This window comes from Methanooceanicella nereidis (genome assembly GCF_021023085.1).
GTDB lineage: Archaea > Halobacteriota > Methanocellia > Methanocellales > Methanocellaceae > Methanooceanicella > Methanooceanicella nereidis.
In genome coordinates this window covers 137,925-155,195 of sequence record NZ_PGCK01000001.1, presented here as the reverse complement: position 1 = coordinate 155,195, position 17,271 = coordinate 137,925, and the positions used below count along the sequence as shown (strand labels likewise).

Here is a 17,271-nt window from a genome sequence, read left to right as displayed (position 1 = left end):
ATGTTCGTGGATGTGGCAAAGGTAAATGACATCGCACCCGGCGGCATGAAATATGTCGAAGTGAACGGGAAAGAGATCGTATTGTGCAATTATGAAGGGACCATATACGCAGTCGAAAGACGATGCGGGCACATGAACGCGCCTCTCGAAAAAGGCTCTCTCAGGGGTTATATCCTGACATGCCCCATGCATAGTTCCCAGTTTGACATTAAGTCCGGCGAGGCGCTGAGCGGACCTATACCCTTTTATTATGTGGCGGAGGAGCTTCCCGAGAACGAGCGTAATTACCGGAAATGGATAGAGAGCCTGATGTCGCATATCAAGGTATATGGCTTAAAGACTTATGCGGTCAGGATAAATGGGGACAGTATCCAGGTCGACGTATGATCGGATGCCGGTAAAGGCCTGATATCTTCGACTTTATGAGATTAAAAAACCTTTTTTAGTATCATATCGCTTATATATCATAGTCTATAACTTTATAGGCGATAAAGTCTCATATATCAAGACCATACACTTTAAGCGGAGGCTAATGATGCGATTAATATCCTGGAACGTCATGAGCGGCATAGGCGACCGCGCATCCTCTCAGGTCGAGGCCATTTGCGGAAGGGCCCCGGATATCATCGCGTTTCAGGACGTCACCGCAGGATCGGCCCCAAAATACAGGGCAGAGCTTGAACACCACGGCTATTTTAGCATCATTGACAGCTTTCAGTTCGTAAAGTACCGCACGAGGCTTATGAGCAGAAGTATCGGCGAGATACTTGCCAGCAAATGGCCGCTTATCAGCTATCCGGAATATTTTGACGTTCCATGGCCAGAAAAGGTGCTATCGTGCTTTTTTATAGGGCCCTGGGGCGACATACTCGTACACACTGCGCATATTCCCCCGGTAAAAAACAGCGAATGGAAAAAGTACCAGACCCTTGAAGGCATCTATAAGGGGCTTGCCGCCGAGTCAAAGTATCCGAGGATATTGTGCGGCGACTTTAACACTCCGCAGGAAGAGCTGTCCGACGGTACCATCGTGACATGGGGACAGAAGCGGAAACGCGACGGCGAGGTCGTACTGGAAAAATATCGAGGCCAGAGATGGGATAGCGCCGAACGTAATATTCTGGAAGGCCTCGCGAAGTTTGACCTTCATGACGTCTTCCGACATGTGAACGGTTATGATAAAAATGATTTCAGCTTTTATGAAAAGCTGAACGGCAGGCGCATAGGCAGACGATATGACCATGTGCTGGCATCGAAGTCCTTGAACCCGCTGGAATGCAGGTACCTCCATGATCTGAGAAAAGCGGGCCTGAGCGAACATTCGCCTATAGAAGCAGTTTTCGACCCAAAAATGTCCAAATGACGATATTTCGTCTCAACGGCTCAAACGTAAGGACGGGTACGGCGGATAAAGACAACGATCCGGAACGGATTAATTAACACGGGCACAATAACGGCAGCTACCAGTCTTCATCATCTATGTCATCTTCTTCACGATCGATATCGGCGTCATCATCCTCGCCTTCACAGCAGCATATATTTTCGCTTTCTCCCGAAATAAGATAGAACATCTCGTCTACCGTCTCTTCAGTAAGCTCTTTTAAATGTTCCAGGAACTCGTCGTACTCGGACAGGCACACTGATAACTCGTTATTTGATCCGGGGTCCAGCTCCATCAAAATATTCGGGTCGACCTTTGCCTCTTCCAGTAATATGCTCACTTTCTCGAGCTTAATGATGAGCCTGTCTAAACGCTGGTTAAGCTCCTCGCCGTGCATATCTATCATCCCTTCCAATTGATCGCCTCCTGAAACTGACATTTAGTCGATGGTCAGGAATATAAAGTTTCGTATTGTGTCCTTATGGTAGATCATACCAGGCTAGCAATTATCTCTCCGGCCTTAATGCCGATAACGACCGATGGCAGGTACATGACCGATCCAATGATAAAGGAACATGCAAATCTTTTCCCATCGATCCGCCCTTCCTTCAGCGCTCTGTTAAAAAGATATATCGAGAACGGTATGTTTATCATGATCGCGGTGACAAGTCCTGAAGTATAATCCATCAAATATATCGCGGACAATATGTGTGTGATGGCGTTTACAAAAATCAGGCATTGAATGGATAACAGTATGATCATTCCTATGCCGTTTTTCGGACTACCGGCAAACATATAGGTGAGGGCCAGCACTATGGCGATCAGTAAAACCATGGCGAATATGGCCTGCTCATTCGTGAATGGCTGAATGTTTAAAAAGCCGAGCCTTTCACTCAAGGCCTGAGAATATGAGGCAATAGTGGGTGTCTCTTCAATATCGTGAATTATGAAAAGTACCGGTATCAGCCATAATACCTGCCTGAAAGACAGCCCGTCCAGATAATCCCTGACATGTTTCAAGCCCGGTAATATTTTTTCTTTAGACGATACGCCTCTTATCGCCGCATCTTCTATCTCAGTCCGATCATTTTTTAAAGGTCCGGGAATTCTATCATGCATCCAGATATTTGTGAGCAAAGGTATGGATGCTCATATCTAATATAATTTAACCCGGGTAATATGAGCATTATCATTCTCCGATCTTTTTTGTATGGCTATATGTCTCTAATGTCCATTTTATAGGATATGGCCGATCTCCCGTTGGCATGTTTGTTTTTTAAATTTTACATTATTAAGGTCGACAAGTAAAAAATCGGTCAAATTTAAATAAATGTGGAAAAAACAACAGTTAATAGACCTTATTTCTACACGGGGGCTGCTATATGAGGTATGAGTTTTTAAAAAAAGAAAAAAAGACCGGAGAAAATGACCTGGAGAAAAAATTACGGGAATGCGAGGTATCGGAGAAAAAATATGAAGCTATCATCCGGAACATGGTCGACGGCCTATGTGTGACTGACCTTGCAGGTAATATCATATTTATGAACCCGGCAGCATTAAGGATGCACGGCTTCAAGTCAATGGAAGAGTCGAGGCGGGCATTGAAAGACTACAGGAACCTTTTTGACGTGAATTATCCTGACGGCAGCCCCGTGCCTTTTGAAGACTGGCCCTCGTCCCGGGCAATGAGGGGAGAGACATTCTCCAATCAGGTGCTGCGCGTGAGCAGGCACTATTCGGACGCAGGGTTTACCGGCAGCTATAGCGGCTCTCCGGTGCTCGATGAAAAAGGCGTTATGATCTCGAGCATGGTGCTGATCCGGGACATTACGGCTGCCGTCACACCGATCGAGAAAAAAGCTAAAGGGCTGAAAAAGGTCGTATCAAAGGAACTTCATGAGCTTGCAAGGGCCATATCCGATACCTACCCATACATGATGGGCGCGGATGTCTCTATGATAATACTATACGACGAGGATTCTAAAATGTTTAAGCTGTTATCGGCAGCCGGCACAGAGGAATCCGCATTAAAAGGGCTTGAGCTAAAGCTCTACCGGGACGATAGGAGGAAAATGTTCGCGCAAAAGGTGATGGAGACTGGAAAGCCGATAATGATCGAAGAGACCCATAATTTCCCGATGTCTGGAACCGACAGGGAGATAATAAATAAATTACAGATCAGGTCGATAGCCGTATTGCCGATGATCTTCGAAGACCGGTTCGTCGGCACACTATCCTTTGGATACGCCCGGTTTGCTCATACATTTACCGAACAGGATATTAATACCATGTCCAGACTGGCTGACGAGGCTGCTACAATGGTCGGAAATACCAGGATTGACTAGATCTTTTTTTAAAGGCTCTAATATTATGTTTTTTTGTAAACAAAAAGCCCGTAGCCAAAAGAAGAAAGATTCTTGATGCTGATGTTCAGGTATCTCTTATTGAAAAATAATCTCCCTATCTCGGGGTCTAAAAAACTTTTAACAATTGCATAAAAATATTTTATGATACCATATTCTTTGATGATACTTTTAAAGTCTTCCAGCAGGTCGATCTCATTTACTTTTGAAAACTGGCATGTAAATCCGGCGTTTTTGAATATCTCTTTCCACTCACTCTCATTCAGGATACGGATGCCGAACGAATCAATTATGCCGGAAAGATCCCCGGAAGGAGGTTTCAGGTATAGCGCTTCATTCTGGCCAAAATGGCCGTTCTCTTTCAAGACACGATATATCTCAGACGGGACTTTTTCTTTATCACAGAGCGTCAGTACCGATTCAGCTATAGCCACGTCGAAAGAGCAGTCCTTCAGAGGCAAAGTCCGGGCGTCGGCATTAATAAAGATCACTCTATCGTCCACGTTCTCACGAACAGCCCTTTTTTTAGCAAGGCATAATAGCTTTGAGCTGATGTCAATGGCGACTATGTTAGCCTGATATTTTTTTGCCAGCATGCAGGACGTATATCCTGTGCCGCATCCTATCTCCAGCACACGCTGCCCCGGCTTAATATCACATAGCTCCGCAAGGCGTTTTGTAGCGCCTATACCGCCCAGATGTTTGGTGATGCCCGTGAGTTCCCATATCCTGCAAGGATCTATTATTTTTTCATTGATGCCGGCTAAAAACATCCTCAAGTCCCGATAAAAAATTAATCTCCATATTAATAATCCCTTATCGTGAATTAATTAAAAAGTGCTGGAATACGTTGAACCAGGGGGCGGGAAAAATCCTTCCTTTATTGAAAATTTTATGATAAATCGCTTCTTTTTACCGGCTTTTAATTTTCGATAACCTGTTTTTTATTTTAGTAGTGAAGAAGGCATATTTTTAATTTTTAACATTAATTGTTTCCAAAAATATTCAATCAAGGCTAATAGTCTGCAATTTAATGGAAAGCTTTAATTTACCCTGTTACAAAATCGATTATATAATAGGGGGTATAATCAATATGAAAAAAATATTTACAGCTTCTTTAATCTGTATTATCGTGATCTCGATCCTGGCTGCAGGGACGGTCACAGCTTCGACGATCCCAGAAAAAAAGGTCAAGGCAATAATTGTGTTCAATGATGTGCCATCCGATGATGACATTAACTACTTAAAAGGCAATGGCGGGTCAATAAAATATAAGTACGGCATAATCAACGGGATAGCGCTCGAGCTTCCTCAGCAGGCTTATGATAATATTGTCTCTACAGGTAAAAATTCTAAGAAACCTTCGAGCAATCCGATATTTGATAAAATAAGCTACATAGAGATAGATCAGGAAGTGTATGCAACGGGCAAGCCATCAAAAGTGAGGCCTACGCCAACACCTGTGCCTCAATCCTTGCCATGGGGCATAAACCGGATCGGCTCAACAGTGGCCTGGACTGCCAGCACCGGCGCAGGCGTTAAGGTCGCTGTTATCGATACCGGTATCGACTATGACCACCCGGACCTTTCCGGGAACGTACAAGGCGGATATAGCTGTGTATCGTATACTGGCGACTATAAAGACGATAACGGTCACGGCACACACGTCGCCGGAATAGTCGCCGCCAGGAACAATGACATCGGCGTAGTCGGAGTGGCCCCGGATGCATGGCTCTACGGAGTTAAAGCGTTAAATAAGAAAGGCTCCGGCTACACAAGCGATGTCATAGAGGGCATAGACTGGTCAGTCGCTAACGGGATGCAGGTAATAACCATGAGCCTGGGTTCCGCATATGAGGTCCAGGCGCTGCATGACGCTGTAGACAACGCTTACGCGAACGGTATTGTCGTAATAGCCGCGGCGGGTAACGACTACGGCGGGCCTATAAACTACCCGGCAGCCTATGATACTGTTATCGCAGTGACGGCGACCGACCAGTACGACGCGGCCGCCTCATTCAGCAATGCAGGCCCCGAGGCCGAACTGGCAGCGCCGGGAGTGAGCATATACTCTACCTATAAGAGCGGGACTTATGCCATAATGAGCGGCACGAGCATGTCAACGCCTCATGTCGCGGGAGCGGCGGCATTACTGATCGCCGACGGGATCACAAGCCCTGAAGATGTAAGGATTGCGCTTCGATCAACCGCAGAAGACCTTGGCTTATCCGGCCCCGATCCATATTACGGGTACGGCCTGGTAAACGCTGACGCAGCTGTGGCAAATGCCGGCTAATGTCGGGGGTTTTACCCCCTACATATTTTTTTAATTTTTGTTCAGTCTTTATAGATGTAAACGCAAAACTCAGTCGGCTTATAATCCTGCCTGATCCTTACGTTTCCTGATAGCGTCCTACAAAAATCATACAGCCTGACTGGGTCTTGAAGATGCATATGTCCGAATATGTTGTAGGCGCTAAGATTAAGGAAATCGGCTGCTAGGCCTTTGTTGCACAGGCGGTACATCTTTCTCAATGAGTTTTTTATGAATGCGTCGTTGTCGGAAATTTTCAGGTTGAACATCCCCGATTCGAACGCCCAGTCAAAATCGCCTTCTATGGGCTCATCCTCAAAGTCGCATATTATAAAACAGGCATCCGGGTGCAAGCTCTCTGCTATCCTGATAAAGCCGGGGTTTATGTCGACACCCGTATAGTTCACCTTTATCCCTTTTTTAAGAAGATATCCGTAAAGGTCTCCGAAACCGCATCCTACGTCCAGTACAGAGCTATCATTCAGGTCGGCTATGGCTGTCAGGGCTTCAAACCTCGCTTCCTGGGTTCCCTCTATCCACCCAAGGCTTCTCTCATCATATCCGAACATGTCCAGATGCTCATTATAAAAACCGGACAGTGTAGCCCTGTCATAGAGTTTCAATATCATCCCCTGAGTAAGGTATACAGAATGACATAATGATAAAATATATTCTCTGATATTCTGGCAGAACCTGTAATATTAATGTATTTTTATGGGCATCATAATGGAGTCAGGTCCCGATCTTTTTATCGTTGTGTAGTTCACAAAGTAATTCTATCTTAAAAACCATATCAATAAATTTTACCGCCTCTACGTATCCCGATAATTTTCTACTGGCAATATTTATTTCCGAATATTGATATTAGTACTTGTATTCAACAGGTATATATAATACAAATTATAAGTGTTTTAATACGATAGTATGGATATCAATATATTGCAGGCCAAGGGTGTTAACAAATTCTCTATTCTGCTCATCGCCGCTCAGTTATGTATATCCATGGTACTTGTCGCAATGCTGGTATTTTCGATCGTCGGCGATCTGTTATCCATAATAACGGTAATATCGGCTGTTCTTTTGAACCTTTTTTGTCTGCCGTTATCATTGCTGCTATACCGGTCGAGCAAGGATGAGATATTACAAAAGATATTTTTAGGGCTGTCAATGACTTTTGCACTGCTTACCATCTCCGGCGTCATATGGTATATCCTGCCTCTGGTCCTTGATCTTCCATGGCTCGAGCAGGCTGCGAAACTCCTGACAATAATAAGCTATGCGCCAATAACAATATCCCTCTACAATGTCTATAAGGCCCGAGACTTCAAGATAGAACCCTGGCTTCAGATCCTTATATTTTTCATTAATTTTACGCTGGCTGTATGGATACTGTTCTTTACAGCGATCTACTTCGACATTAATAATCTGTTCGATGTTTCCATCTATGCCGGATCCATGATAATTGACATCGTTCTTCTTACCATGACTTCCATTCTGGTTTTAGCTTACATGCCCAACCAGCTTCGCTATTTATTTTCCATAATATTCATATTCGAATTCTTTAGCTTCTTAGGGGACTCTCTTAGCCTCGTCGGATACCTGGGATTATTTGATACGACAGGACATGCCCAGCTTTTCTATGACCTGATGCTTATATCCATATCTGCGGGATTGCTCGTCTACTCCTTATGTAATATCAAGATAACGACCGTAGAAGAGGTCAACAAGAAACTAAGCGACACACGCCAGCTGATGTACGACCTGATCATGCAGTCGCCGGACGCCACATGCATATTTAATACGAACGGGGATATCGTCCTGATGAATAATATGTTCATAAAAATATTCGACGTATCCGGCCCCTATCTTGAAAGATCTTTCAATCTTTTTAAAAATAGTGAAAATCTTGGCGACAACATTAAACAGAAGATCATGCGGGTCATGAACGGGGAAACTGTAGTATTGCACGGAGTAAAATTATTTTCCATGAAGGATAAGGACCGTTTTACATTTAATACGATTAAAATATTCCCTGTATTTACGTCCGATAAAAAGATCTCGAGCTATATTACGATAGTGCAGGATCTCACCGAATTAAAGCGGTATGAAGATGAGCTGGTACAGGCAAAATCACAGGCCGAGCTATATATCGATCTTATGAGCCACGATATTAACAACATGAACCAGATCGGCCTGGGATACCTTGAAATGGCAATGGATTCGATCAGCGATAATGAAAAACGGATATTGCTGGAAAGATCCTACGAATCCATGATAAATAGCACTAAGCTCATCGATAACGTGAAGAAGGTCCGTTCCGTGAATGAAAACAACATGTTCCTCGAGCCTATAGATCTGGGCAAGGTGCTTAACGAAGTCCTTATCGATTGTAAAGATTTTCCAGAAAGGGAAGTTAACATAGAGTATAATATCGAGGAAGGCAGTTATGTCCTGGCCAACCCCCTCATAAAGGATGTATTCACCAACCTGATCAATAATGCTGTAAAGCATTCATATGGCTCGGTTAAGATATCCGTGGGTTCTGATGAATTTTTTATAGATGGCAAAAAGTACTATCGCATAACTGTGGAGGATAACGGCCCGGGCGTATCGGATGAAATGAAGCCCGTCATTTTCGACCGGCTTTACCGGAGCAGGTCCAGGACAGGGGGCGGCGGGCTTGGATTGTACCTGGTGAAGACGCTCCTGGAAAAATTTGATGGCACTATCAAGGTCGAGGACAGAGTTCCCGGAGACCGCACGATGGGAAGCAGGTTCGTGGTCATGATGCCAGCGATAGGGGCCTGTGATGGGCGGTTTTAACCACTAAGTGCTCTGTCCCTTAAGCTCTTTATACAACTGTCAATTCATTATTAATCAAGCTTAAGATAAAGGTTACCAGGGGCACCGTTTTTGTTAACCACTAAGCCCACGAAGGCGAGTAAGGTACACTAATTTTTTTAAAAATATGAAATCTTCTAAAAAGTCCTTTGTGTACACTTGTGTTCCTTTGTGCGCTTTGTGGTGGAAACTGGTGTACCTTGTTCGCCTTTGTGTCCTCCCATGAAAAACTTCTTGATGGTCTCTGTAAGGACGTGCATATAACTTCCATCAGGGGATTGATGTTCTGTCGTTGTGCCTGTCGGATGGCAGGTAGACACATAACCTCACAGAAACACAGAACCACAATTTTTTTTTTTTTAGAATTTAAGGTCACGAAATCTCAAAAATTCACTCACTAAATCACAAATGCTCTAGTATCACCGTCAACGCACTAACACCTCTAACGCCCGGCTCAACGCACTAACCTCTCTAAGTCACCAACTCTAAAACAAGACCCGAACATTCTCCAAAAACACGAAATCTTAACTGCACGGTTGACGTTTAAAAGACTATTATATCTGTTATAGGTCAGGCGAACACAAACCGGGATATTAATATTTAGTGCCTTGGAGAATGTTCGGGTCTTGTTTTAGCGTTGGTGACTTCATGTTTTTTGAGCGTTGAGCCGGGCGTTAGAGGTGTTAGTGCGTTGACGGTGATACTAGAGCATTTGTGGTTTGGTGAGTAAATTCTTAGTGCTTTTGAGCCCTTAAAAAATCATATAAAAAAATTTTTGTGGTTCTGTGTTTCTGTGAGGTTATGTGTCTACCTTCCATCCGACAGGCATAACCATAAAAACTTCATCTTTTGCGTTAGTCATCATATACAGTATGATCCAGTAATACCGCCACAGTTTATCTATTATAAAAAAAGAACGCGTATCCAGCGCCCTTAAAGCGCTTTCCTCTGCCCTGTCTTCGTCCTGAATAATGGCTTTGCCTCTAATACTGCCATAGGCGCAGCAGGCCTGCTAAATAAGCCGGAACTATTCAATTTCCTGTATACGTATAGACCGTAGCCCAGGGAGGTTGAATTCATCATACCTATCTTGAGCGCGTCCCGGTCAGAGAACATTTTCCTTGCGGACGGGTTAAGGATCGTTTTCATGAAAGCAGAGCAGAATTTTCCTACGCCATATATTTTGAGAAGCCCGCCGATATCCTCTATGAGGTTCTTGTCGAACACTCTGGAAAACTGATAAGCGAACCCGGCACTCTCGAAGACCTCATGCCATTCCATCTCGTCAAGCATCTGAATGCTGAACTCCGTATCCATCCGGTGTGATATTCTATGCGGAGGCGGCTTTAAGTATACTCCCTCATTGCCTCCGAAATACCCGTCAGGCTTCAGGACCCGGTATATCTCCGAAGGAGCTCTCTTCTTATCGCAGAACGTCAGGACCGATTCGGAGATGGCGGCATCGAACATGTTATCCGGGAACGGCAGGTTGTTGGCGTCAGCATTAATGGTTATCACTTTATCGCTCACGTTCTCCCGCTCGATCCGCTTTTTTGCATGCCTTAAGATCTTAGGATTAATATCTATGGCGATGACCTTTACGTCATACTCTTTAGCCAGAAAGCATGCCGTGTAACCGGTACCGCAGCCTATGTCCAGAACGAGCTGGCTGGGGCCGATACCGCATAATCCCGCTAACTGTTTAGTTGCGGCTATCCCCCCTACATGCTTGGTAATACCGACTGATCCCCAAAAGTCAAGTAATCTATTATTTCTTCCAATACCCTCCGATGTCATTTTTCATAATACCTCAACTACCCTCAATACCCGATTAGAACATTGATCTTCAGGTTAATAACCATTGACCGAAAAATGATAGATAAAATCGCTTTGAAATAGTTTTTATTTGGGTATAGTATAGATATTTGCTTTATTACTCCTTTAGTAAAAGGGACCATTTTTTATAGGCTTATGATCGATAGGCTAAAAGTCCGCCCTTTTCGTGTGAGATCACACGCAACAGATACCCGGATGAATTTTATGGGCCGTTCTATAAAAAATCGCTCACAAAATAATTTTTTATACGGAATTTAAAAGAACATCTATGTGCTTTCTATTCATGGACTCTTTTTTAACAGCAAAGAAAATCATCATTAATTGCAATTTCTAATAATCTTATTATACCATTAACAATATTTTTATACTTTTATGTGTAATTAACTATGGGGGGCGAAGGGTGGTATATCTTAGTGCTTAATATGGCAGGCTTGTTAAGGTATGTATTTTCTCTATTGACCGTTATTCTCCTGTGTATCTGTTTTACCGGTGTGGTAATCTATGATCCCGAAGCTAAAGCTATGGAAGCCGGACCGGATATGACCGTAGCATGCGCTGGAGGTCCCGGGCATACATCAGCTATCCAGACCTGTGACGGCGGATACCTGCTAACCGGTGTCTCATCAGGCGGTAGCTCTCGCTACGCCTATCTGATCGTGATCGACCGGGACGGGAAAGAGGTATCGATGACCTCATGCGATAATGTGCCTTATGCTCCGAACGCAGCTATGATCGATCCCGATGATGCAGGCCAAAAAGTCAAGAACGGAAATATGATGTTGTTTGTCGTAGGGTGTTTGGTGACACTGGCAGGATCATTATGCGCCTGCTACATGATGTTCAGGATAGAAAAGAAATAGGCACAGGCATATGGCCTGTATAATATTTGCCCGGTCAATTTCTACCTTTCGTCATATCCCTCGAACACATTCCTCTCATCGGTAATATCGTTCTTGTACACATAAACGCAAAACTCGCCGGCCATATAATCGCATCTTAGCGTGACTCTTCTGGAAAGCTTCCTGCAGAACGCTAATATACTCTCCGGCTCGCATCTCCAGTATTTATCTTCTGTACCATATCCGATGGGGCTTAAGAAATCAGCGGCAAATCCCTTATCGCATACGTCGAACATCTTTTTAAGCATGTTCCTGATGAACGCCTCGTTATCCGATATCTTAATGGTGAATATTCCCGCGGCGAATATCCAGTCAAAATTCCCGCCGATGTCCTCCTCTTCAAAATCCGCGGCCATGAACCGTGCATCGGGATAGACCTGTTTTGCTATCTCAATAAAATCCGGATTAATATCCACGCCCGTATAACTGACCGTCATACCTTTCTTGACCATGTACCCGTAAAGGTCGCCAAAGCCGCATCCGACGTCGAGGACTGAAGAATTATCAAGGTCGCCTATTGATGTCAGGGCCCCTAACCTTACATTTCTCGCGCCGGGGATCCAGCCCAGGCTTCGCGTGTCGTAGCCATATGTTTTCAGCTTACTATCATAATATTCGTGTAAGGTGATGCGGTCAGACTGTTTCAAGAAAATACACCATTTACTCTTTACTGGCGGTCATAAGATTTTCACTATTTATAATTTTTATGGTTTATGGAAGAAAAAACGCATATAAAATAAAAAATGCCGTGCTACAGTTCTAATATACATAACCTTTAAGTAAATGCTAATATCTAAAATAATTGATATTCATGGCTTTCGACAAAAACTTCGATCTTGTCATTGAAGAGATCAGCATATTGAATAAGATATTCGATAACAAGGATGACGTTAACGGCATTAAGAAGTCCGGTCTAACAATAAAAAATAAAGATAAACACCTGAAAAAACTTCTGGACCTGGGGCTCATCTCGGAGTCAAAAGAAGGCAGGGCTACATTTTATAAGATCACAGAGAACGGTAAAGAATATTATACCAATAACAGAAATGAACTGCTAACCAAACTATCTTCAAGAGCATCTAAGGCGCCAAAACCAAAAAAGGCTGCAGGGAACGATCTCATACTACAGAGACTTGATATCATCGAGAAAAAGCTCGATGAGCTATTCGCCATTTTAAACACATCGCCGGGCAGAACGATCGAAGTAAAGAGCATACCCAATAAGCCGAACAGTGACCTTATGATGTTTGAAGCCGCACTTAAGGAAGAATATAAAAAGCTTAAAGAGAGAGACTTTTTGGGCGACGGATCAGTCTGGCACCAGGAGCTGAAAAAGATAATCATGGAACGCTACAGGTATCAGGACTATGAGTATGACGAGATGCTTCAATCGCTGATCAGGTCGAAGATCGGCATGATCGTGTTGTCCCAGGGAAGAGAAAAGACCTGGATAGAGATAAAGGAATGATAATATGTCGGGCTCGAACGCTTACCTTCAGGATATAATGCTGCTTGGCAGAGGCCTTATACCGCCGGATATCTCCGAGATACTGGTGGACAGGCAGCTGTCCTCCGAGAACGTAGTGATAAAGAACATGCATTACAGCTATCTGAAGAACGGTAAGTTTTCCGACCTGATCAAATCCGACCTCAATTACGTTTACCGGAACAAGTCCCCGCAGCTAAGGCCTATAATAAGCTCTTACGGCGGAGGCAAGAGCACTTTACTGATACAGATCGAGAACATCGCGAGAAAGGAATACGGCAGCAGAGCTATCGTGATCAAAATAAACATGAGCTCATATACCGGGATAGACGAGGCTAACCTGAAAAAATACGTGTTCAGGCAGATCTTCATAGAGCTGAAGCCGTACTTATCCGAGATCTTGAATGACCTCGGCAAGAATTTTTACCTGTCATACATAAATCCCTGTATACTGAGGGACCTGGCATCTATCGACGAGCGCGTCAGGGAAGAGGCGTTCCAGAAACTGATCGGCGAGATACAGACCGACTCCCATGACCATTACTATTTCCAGATAAACGGCGCGAAGGACTTCCTGATGGAACTGTTCAAAAAGAGCAACAGGCTTCTTGTGCTTTTATTCGACGAAGTCGAGATGTTCGTAAGGTCGAACAGGGAGACACACCCGTCGACTATCGATGTGTTCACTTACGCCTTTTTACGCGACCTGACCGATCCGGGCATCGACGCCCGCCCGATATACGTCGCTTTCACCAGCGAGAAAGAGATGTACGAGTATATCCGCCTTAACTGCCAGAACTTCCAGAGGGTCGCGGACACTCACGAGATCATGATGAAGGAGTTCAACGACGTCGAGCTCAGGATACTGGCGGATAACATCCTTAATAAGATAATAAGGCCGCTGTTCGGCAACCGCCTGAAGATCAAACAGCTCCCGGAAGAGGAATTCGTCGACCTGATAAAAGAGATACGGACGAGCGTAAATAACAAGACCACGCCGGGCAACTTTACAAAGTACTACATAAACAGGTACCTGGACTATTACGACATCAACTTTGACCTCATTTCGAACATTTCCGATGAATATGAGAAGATAGCGTTCAATGAATTTGAAAAGGTCATAAAGCGGAACGACCCGGAGTTTAAATGCGGCAGAAAGGCCGTCATACACGGGCAAGAGTTTGACGGGTACGGAGAGCTGCTAAACAATGGAACGCCTGTCAGGCGTGCGTATGCGGAGTTCACTATGAGCGAGGCGAACCCGGAGAAGGCGAACAGGTTCATCGGCCGGATCAATAACTTAAGGGAAGCGGGCGCATTTGACGATAGTTCCGATACGGCCATTTTCATCTCACCGAGCGTGACCGACAATGCCAGGGACATGTTGAAGAAGGCGGGCATCGTCCATCACCCTCTGGAAAACTACTCTATCGACCTGATAGAGTTCCAGAACACCATATATATGGACGACATCAATGAAGATACGGATGACTTTGACGTGATAGATAATAACGGCGATAGGACGGAGCATATCAAACAGATCCTGTTGCGCGATTATAAAAACTGGAAGATGTTCCGGATACTGGAAAATGAGTTTAAGAAGAATCACCCGGAGATCACTAAAAAAGAGATCGTCAATGCGATCTACGAGCTAAAGGAAGATAACCTGATCAGGACCAGCAGCAAGAAGATCACGCCAACGACCAAGATATATTTCAGCGCGACAAAAGATGAAAACATATTATGATCAGCGCTGTTCATCCACCATAGCGATTGCCCTTACAGGGGAGCCATCGGCGTCTTTGGTCTTTAAAGGCAGGATGCTGAGGGTAAAAAATTCTTTTTTGATCGAATCCAGGTTCGTCAAATTCTCTATGACCACCATATTCTTTCTAAAGAATGTCTTGTGCACTGAAAAAGTCGTAGAGTTGATGTCATCGATAGAGATCGCATCGATGCCGATCCCTTTCAGGTCGAACTTCGCAAGCCACTCCGCGGCTTCGACGCTTAGCGATGGGAATACGTCAAAGTATTTTTTGTCTCCCCAGTGTTTTCCCCAGCCTGTTTTAATGATGATAAAATCCGATCTGCCTATCCGCCCTTCATAATTTTTTAGATCATCGACGCTTATCGTTTTTGTTTCCAGGTTTGAAAGATCAAGTATCGTGGCACTACCTATGAAATGCCCTACGTCCAGTTTATCTAAAGTTGGCCCATTCTCAAGTATATGTGCAGGGGCGTCGATATGGGTGCCCGTATGCGAATACATCGAGATGATCACTTCACAAAAACCGTCTTTTTCCAGCGTATTCGTCTTTGTTATGACTGGCTGTTCCGTTCCTGGAAATACCGGCATTTCCGGGTGTATCGTATGAGTTAAGTCGACGATCCTCATGATATGACCTTTTAAGATTTTTGTAATTTTAGTATAATGAAATCCTATTATACTTACGCTCAAATTTTTACATATTTAATATACAAAACCTATTATACGTTGAACGATCTTAGTGAAATCATATTCGGGGGACTCTTATAACGCGTAAATCGGTCATCATCATCGGCGGCGGGATCGCCGGCCTGTCTGCGGGCTGCTATGCAAGAATGAATGGCTACGACACTCATATTTTCGAGATGCACAACATACCCGGAGGACTTTGCACATCCTGGAAGAGAAAGGGCTATGTATTCGACGGATGCCTGCACTGGCTCGTCGGCACTACCGGGGGCCCGAAGTTCTACGATATGTGGCGGGAACTGGGAGCTATCCAGAATAGAAGGATAATCTACGACGAAGATTTCATGCAGATAGTCGGTAAAGGCGGTAAGAGGTTCATCGTCTACAATAATATCGACCGGCTGGAAAAGCATATGAAGGAGCTATCTCCCGCGGACTCCAAAACGATAAATGAGCTTATCGCCGCTCTAAAAAAATTCAAAAGGATGGAGATCCCGACCTTGAAGCCGGGCGAGCTTTACACCAAGATGGACATCCTAAAAATGATCATTTCTATGTGGCCTGTGATGGGCGCGATGAATAAGTATTCGAAGATGACGCACATGCAATTCTCGGAAAAGTTCACCGATCCGTTCCTGAGGGAGGCGTTCAACGATATTTTCGATTTCCCGGGCTTTCCTTTCACGGCTTTCCTTATAACTCAGGCATGGTTCGATAACGGATGGCAGGGCTTTCCGGAAGGCGGGTCTTTAGAGTTCTCCAAAGCGATAGAGAAGAGGTATAAAGACCTGGGCGGAAAGGTCAGCTACAGGTCTAAAGTCCGGAATATCATCGTCGAGAATGGCGCCGCTGTCGGCGTCAGGATGGAAGACGGGACCGAGCACAGGGCCGATGTCGTGATATCCGCTTGCGACGGCCATGAGACTTTGTACGATATGCTTGAAGGCAAGTATCTTACAGAGAAACTAAAGACTTTTTACGATTCGTATCCGCTATTCCCTTCGGGCATGCAGGTGTCGCTGGGCATCGCAAGGGACTTTTCGGATGAGCCACACTCGCAGGTTTTCAAGCTTGACGGGACCGTTAATATCACAGGCGTACCTGTCGATAAGCTATTATTCAAACATTATTGTAAAGACCCTACGATAGCGCCTAAAGGAAAGTCTGTAGTGGCTTCATTCATAACTGCCGACCATGCTTACTGGAAGAAGCTAGGCGGAGATCGCGCTAAATACGAGGCGGAGAAAGAGAATGTCGCAGAGCTTGTTATCTCGGAGCTTGAAAAGCATTATCCCGGCGTCAGGCAGCAGATCGAGGCTATAGATGTCGCATCGCCTACGACATATGAAAGATATACGGGGAACTGGCAGGGATCTTACATGGGGTGGATGAACAGCGGCCAGAGGAAGATACTCGGCTCAAGGCTTCCGGGGTTGAAAAATTTCTATATGTGCGGAATGTGGACGATGGTCGGAGGAGGCGTGCCGACGGCGGCTATGACCGCTCGCGGAGCTGTAGAGATAATGTGCAAGGAAGATGGGAAGAAGTTCTTGACGACACATGGGTAAATTGATCCAACTATTTTCAAGCGTATTGCTTGATAATGACTTTTTACTTTTAAGAATATTGAAAAGAAAATATCAATGGAATGTTTATTGTCTATCTCACTAATGTGAATTATCTTTCCGTTAAAACT

General features: G+C 44.5%; 16 protein-coding genes. 9 read left to right on the top strand and 7 right to left on the bottom strand.

What is annotated here, in order from left to right:
• Together CUJ83_RS00885 and CUJ83_RS00880 are read left to right on the top strand one after the other, a co-directional pair.
• A complete protein-coding gene (locus CUJ83_RS00885; protein ID WP_230739506.1) occupies positions 1–387 on the top strand; it encodes a Rieske (2Fe-2S) protein in 387 nt (128 codons plus the stop codon).
• A 145-nt stretch (positions 388–532) separates the two neighbouring features.
• On the top strand, positions 533–1,363 hold the full coding sequence (locus CUJ83_RS00880; protein WP_230739502.1) for an endonuclease/exonuclease/phosphatase family protein: 831 nt from the start codon (positions 533–535) through the stop codon (positions 1,361–1,363).
• A gap of 97 nt (positions 1,364–1,460) precedes the next feature.
• On the opposite strand, the gene CUJ83_RS00875 is transcribed toward CUJ83_RS00880, so the two are convergent.
• Both CUJ83_RS00875 and CUJ83_RS00870 read right to left on the bottom strand, forming a co-directional pair.
• Positions 1,461–1,796: a hypothetical protein gene (locus tag CUJ83_RS00875; RefSeq protein WP_230739501.1), complete on the bottom strand. Its 336-nt coding sequence runs from the start codon at positions 1,794–1,796 to the stop codon at positions 1,461–1,463.
• A gap of 74 nt (positions 1,797–1,870) precedes the next feature.
• Complete coding sequence (locus CUJ83_RS00870) at positions 1,871–2,500, bottom strand: HXXEE domain-containing protein (RefSeq protein ID WP_230739499.1); 630 nt, start codon at positions 2,498–2,500, stop codon at positions 1,871–1,873.
• 263 nt (positions 2,501–2,763) lie between these two features.
• On the opposite strand from CUJ83_RS00870, the gene CUJ83_RS00865 reads away from it, so the two are divergent.
• Positions 2,764–3,726: a GAF domain-containing protein gene (locus CUJ83_RS00865; protein ID WP_230739497.1), complete on the top strand. Its 963-nt coding sequence runs from the start codon at positions 2,764–2,766 to the stop codon at positions 3,724–3,726.
• 23 nt (positions 3,727–3,749) lie between these two features.
• Here the strand turns inward: CUJ83_RS00865 and CUJ83_RS00860 are convergent, their stop codons facing one another.
• Positions 3,750–4,517, bottom strand: a complete 768-nt coding sequence (locus tag CUJ83_RS00860; protein ID WP_230740168.1) for a class I SAM-dependent methyltransferase — start codon at positions 4,515–4,517, stop codon at positions 3,750–3,752.
• Between the two features lie 320 nt (positions 4,518–4,837).
• Here CUJ83_RS00860 and CUJ83_RS00855 point away from each other — a divergent pair, with 320 nt between their 5' ends.
• Entirely contained in the window at positions 4,838–6,040 is a 1,203-nt protein-coding gene (locus tag CUJ83_RS00855; RefSeq protein WP_230739495.1) for a S8 family peptidase, read from the top strand.
• Positions 6,041–6,081: 41 nt separating this feature from the next.
• Here CUJ83_RS00855 and CUJ83_RS00850 read toward each other — a convergent pair whose 3' ends face one another.
• The gene (locus CUJ83_RS00850) at positions 6,082–6,687 is read right to left on the bottom strand and encodes a class I SAM-dependent methyltransferase (protein ID WP_230739493.1); all 606 of its coding nucleotides are present in this window, start codon (positions 6,685–6,687) and stop codon (positions 6,082–6,084) included.
• A gap of 295 nt (positions 6,688–6,982) precedes the next feature.
• Here CUJ83_RS00850 and CUJ83_RS00845 point away from each other — a divergent pair, with 295 nt between their 5' ends.
• The gene (locus CUJ83_RS00845; protein ID WP_230739490.1) at positions 6,983–8,881 is read left to right on the top strand and encodes a sensor histidine kinase; all 1,899 of its coding nucleotides are present in this window, start codon (positions 6,983–6,985) and stop codon (positions 8,879–8,881) included.
• A gap of 951 nt (positions 8,882–9,832) precedes the next feature.
• Here CUJ83_RS00845 and CUJ83_RS00840 read toward each other — a convergent pair.
• Positions 9,833–10,696: a class I SAM-dependent methyltransferase gene (locus CUJ83_RS00840; protein WP_230739488.1), complete on the bottom strand. Its 864-nt coding sequence runs from the start codon at positions 10,694–10,696 to the stop codon at positions 9,833–9,835.
• A gap of 425 nt (positions 10,697–11,121) precedes the next feature.
• Between CUJ83_RS00840 and CUJ83_RS00835 the strand changes: the two genes are divergently transcribed.
• Complete coding sequence (locus CUJ83_RS00835; protein ID WP_230739487.1) at positions 11,122–11,595, top strand: hypothetical protein; 474 nt, start codon at positions 11,122–11,124, stop codon at positions 11,593–11,595.
• A gap of 41 nt (positions 11,596–11,636) precedes the next feature.
• Here the strand turns inward: CUJ83_RS00835 and CUJ83_RS00830 are convergent, their stop codons facing one another.
• Positions 11,637–12,281 (bottom strand): class I SAM-dependent methyltransferase, encoded by a 645-nt coding sequence (locus CUJ83_RS00830; RefSeq protein WP_230739485.1) that lies wholly within the window; start codon positions 12,279–12,281, stop codon positions 11,637–11,639.
• 164 nt (positions 12,282–12,445) lie between these two features.
• On the opposite strand from CUJ83_RS00830, the gene CUJ83_RS00825 reads away from it, so the two are divergent.
• Both CUJ83_RS00825 and CUJ83_RS00820 read left to right on the top strand, forming a co-directional pair.
• Positions 12,446–13,102 (top strand): hypothetical protein, encoded by a 657-nt coding sequence (locus CUJ83_RS00825; protein WP_230739483.1) that lies wholly within the window; start codon positions 12,446–12,448, stop codon positions 13,100–13,102.
• A 4-nt stretch (positions 13,103–13,106) separates the two neighbouring features.
• Positions 13,107–14,867, top strand: coding sequence for a hypothetical protein (locus CUJ83_RS00820; RefSeq protein WP_230739481.1), 1,761 nt, complete (start codon positions 13,107–13,109; stop codon positions 14,865–14,867).
• On the opposite strand, the gene CUJ83_RS00815 is transcribed toward CUJ83_RS00820, so the two are convergent.
• The gene (locus CUJ83_RS00815) at positions 14,868–15,515 is read right to left on the bottom strand and encodes a cyclase family protein (RefSeq protein WP_230739479.1); all 648 of its coding nucleotides are present in this window, start codon (positions 15,513–15,515) and stop codon (positions 14,868–14,870) included.
• Positions 15,516–15,637: 122 nt separating this feature from the next.
• Between CUJ83_RS00815 and CUJ83_RS00810 the strand changes: the two genes are divergently transcribed.
• On the top strand, positions 15,638–17,143 hold the full coding sequence (locus CUJ83_RS00810) for a phytoene desaturase family protein (RefSeq protein ID WP_369423854.1): 1,506 nt from the start codon (positions 15,638–15,640) through the stop codon (positions 17,141–17,143).
• Positions 17,144–17,271: the final 128 nt, after the last annotated feature.

What these genes read in the sequence shown, in the direction of transcription:
- CUJ83_RS00885 (WP_230739506.1), top strand. Translation starts at nt 1, where the DNA reads ATGTTCGTGGATGTGGCAAAGGTAAATGACATCGCACCCGGCGGCATG.
- CUJ83_RS00840 (WP_230739488.1), bottom strand. Translation starts at nt 10,696, where the DNA reads ATGACATCGGAGGGTATTGGAAGAAATAATAGATTACTTGACTTTTGG.
- CUJ83_RS00850 (WP_230739493.1), bottom strand. Translation starts at nt 6,687, where the DNA reads ATGATATTGAAACTCTATGACAGGGCTACACTGTCCGGTTTTTATAAT.
- CUJ83_RS00855 (WP_230739495.1), top strand. Translation starts at nt 4,838, where the DNA reads ATGAAAAAAATATTTACAGCTTCTTTAATCTGTATTATCGTGATCTCG.
- CUJ83_RS00860 (WP_230740168.1), bottom strand. Translation starts at nt 4,517, where the DNA reads ATGTTTTTAGCCGGCATCAATGAAAAAATAATAGATCCTTGCAGGATA.
- CUJ83_RS00815 (WP_230739479.1), bottom strand. Translation starts at nt 15,515, where the DNA reads ATGAGGATCGTCGACTTAACTCATACGATACACCCGGAAATGCCGGTA.
- CUJ83_RS00820 (WP_230739481.1), top strand. Translation starts at nt 13,107, where the DNA reads ATGTCGGGCTCGAACGCTTACCTTCAGGATATAATGCTGCTTGGCAGA.
- CUJ83_RS00880 (WP_230739502.1), top strand. Translation starts at nt 533, where the DNA reads ATGATGCGATTAATATCCTGGAACGTCATGAGCGGCATAGGCGACCGC.
- CUJ83_RS00865 (WP_230739497.1), top strand. Translation starts at nt 2,764, where the DNA reads ATGAGGTATGAGTTTTTAAAAAAAGAAAAAAAGACCGGAGAAAATGAC.
- CUJ83_RS00835 (WP_230739487.1), top strand. Translation starts at nt 11,122, where the DNA reads ATGGGGGGCGAAGGGTGGTATATCTTAGTGCTTAATATGGCAGGCTTG.
- CUJ83_RS00845 (WP_230739490.1), top strand. Translation starts at nt 6,983, where the DNA reads ATGGATATCAATATATTGCAGGCCAAGGGTGTTAACAAATTCTCTATT.
- CUJ83_RS00870 (WP_230739499.1), bottom strand. Translation starts at nt 2,500, where the DNA reads ATGCATGATAGAATTCCCGGACCTTTAAAAAATGATCGGACTGAGATA.
- CUJ83_RS00825 (WP_230739483.1), top strand. Translation starts at nt 12,446, where the DNA reads ATGGCTTTCGACAAAAACTTCGATCTTGTCATTGAAGAGATCAGCATA.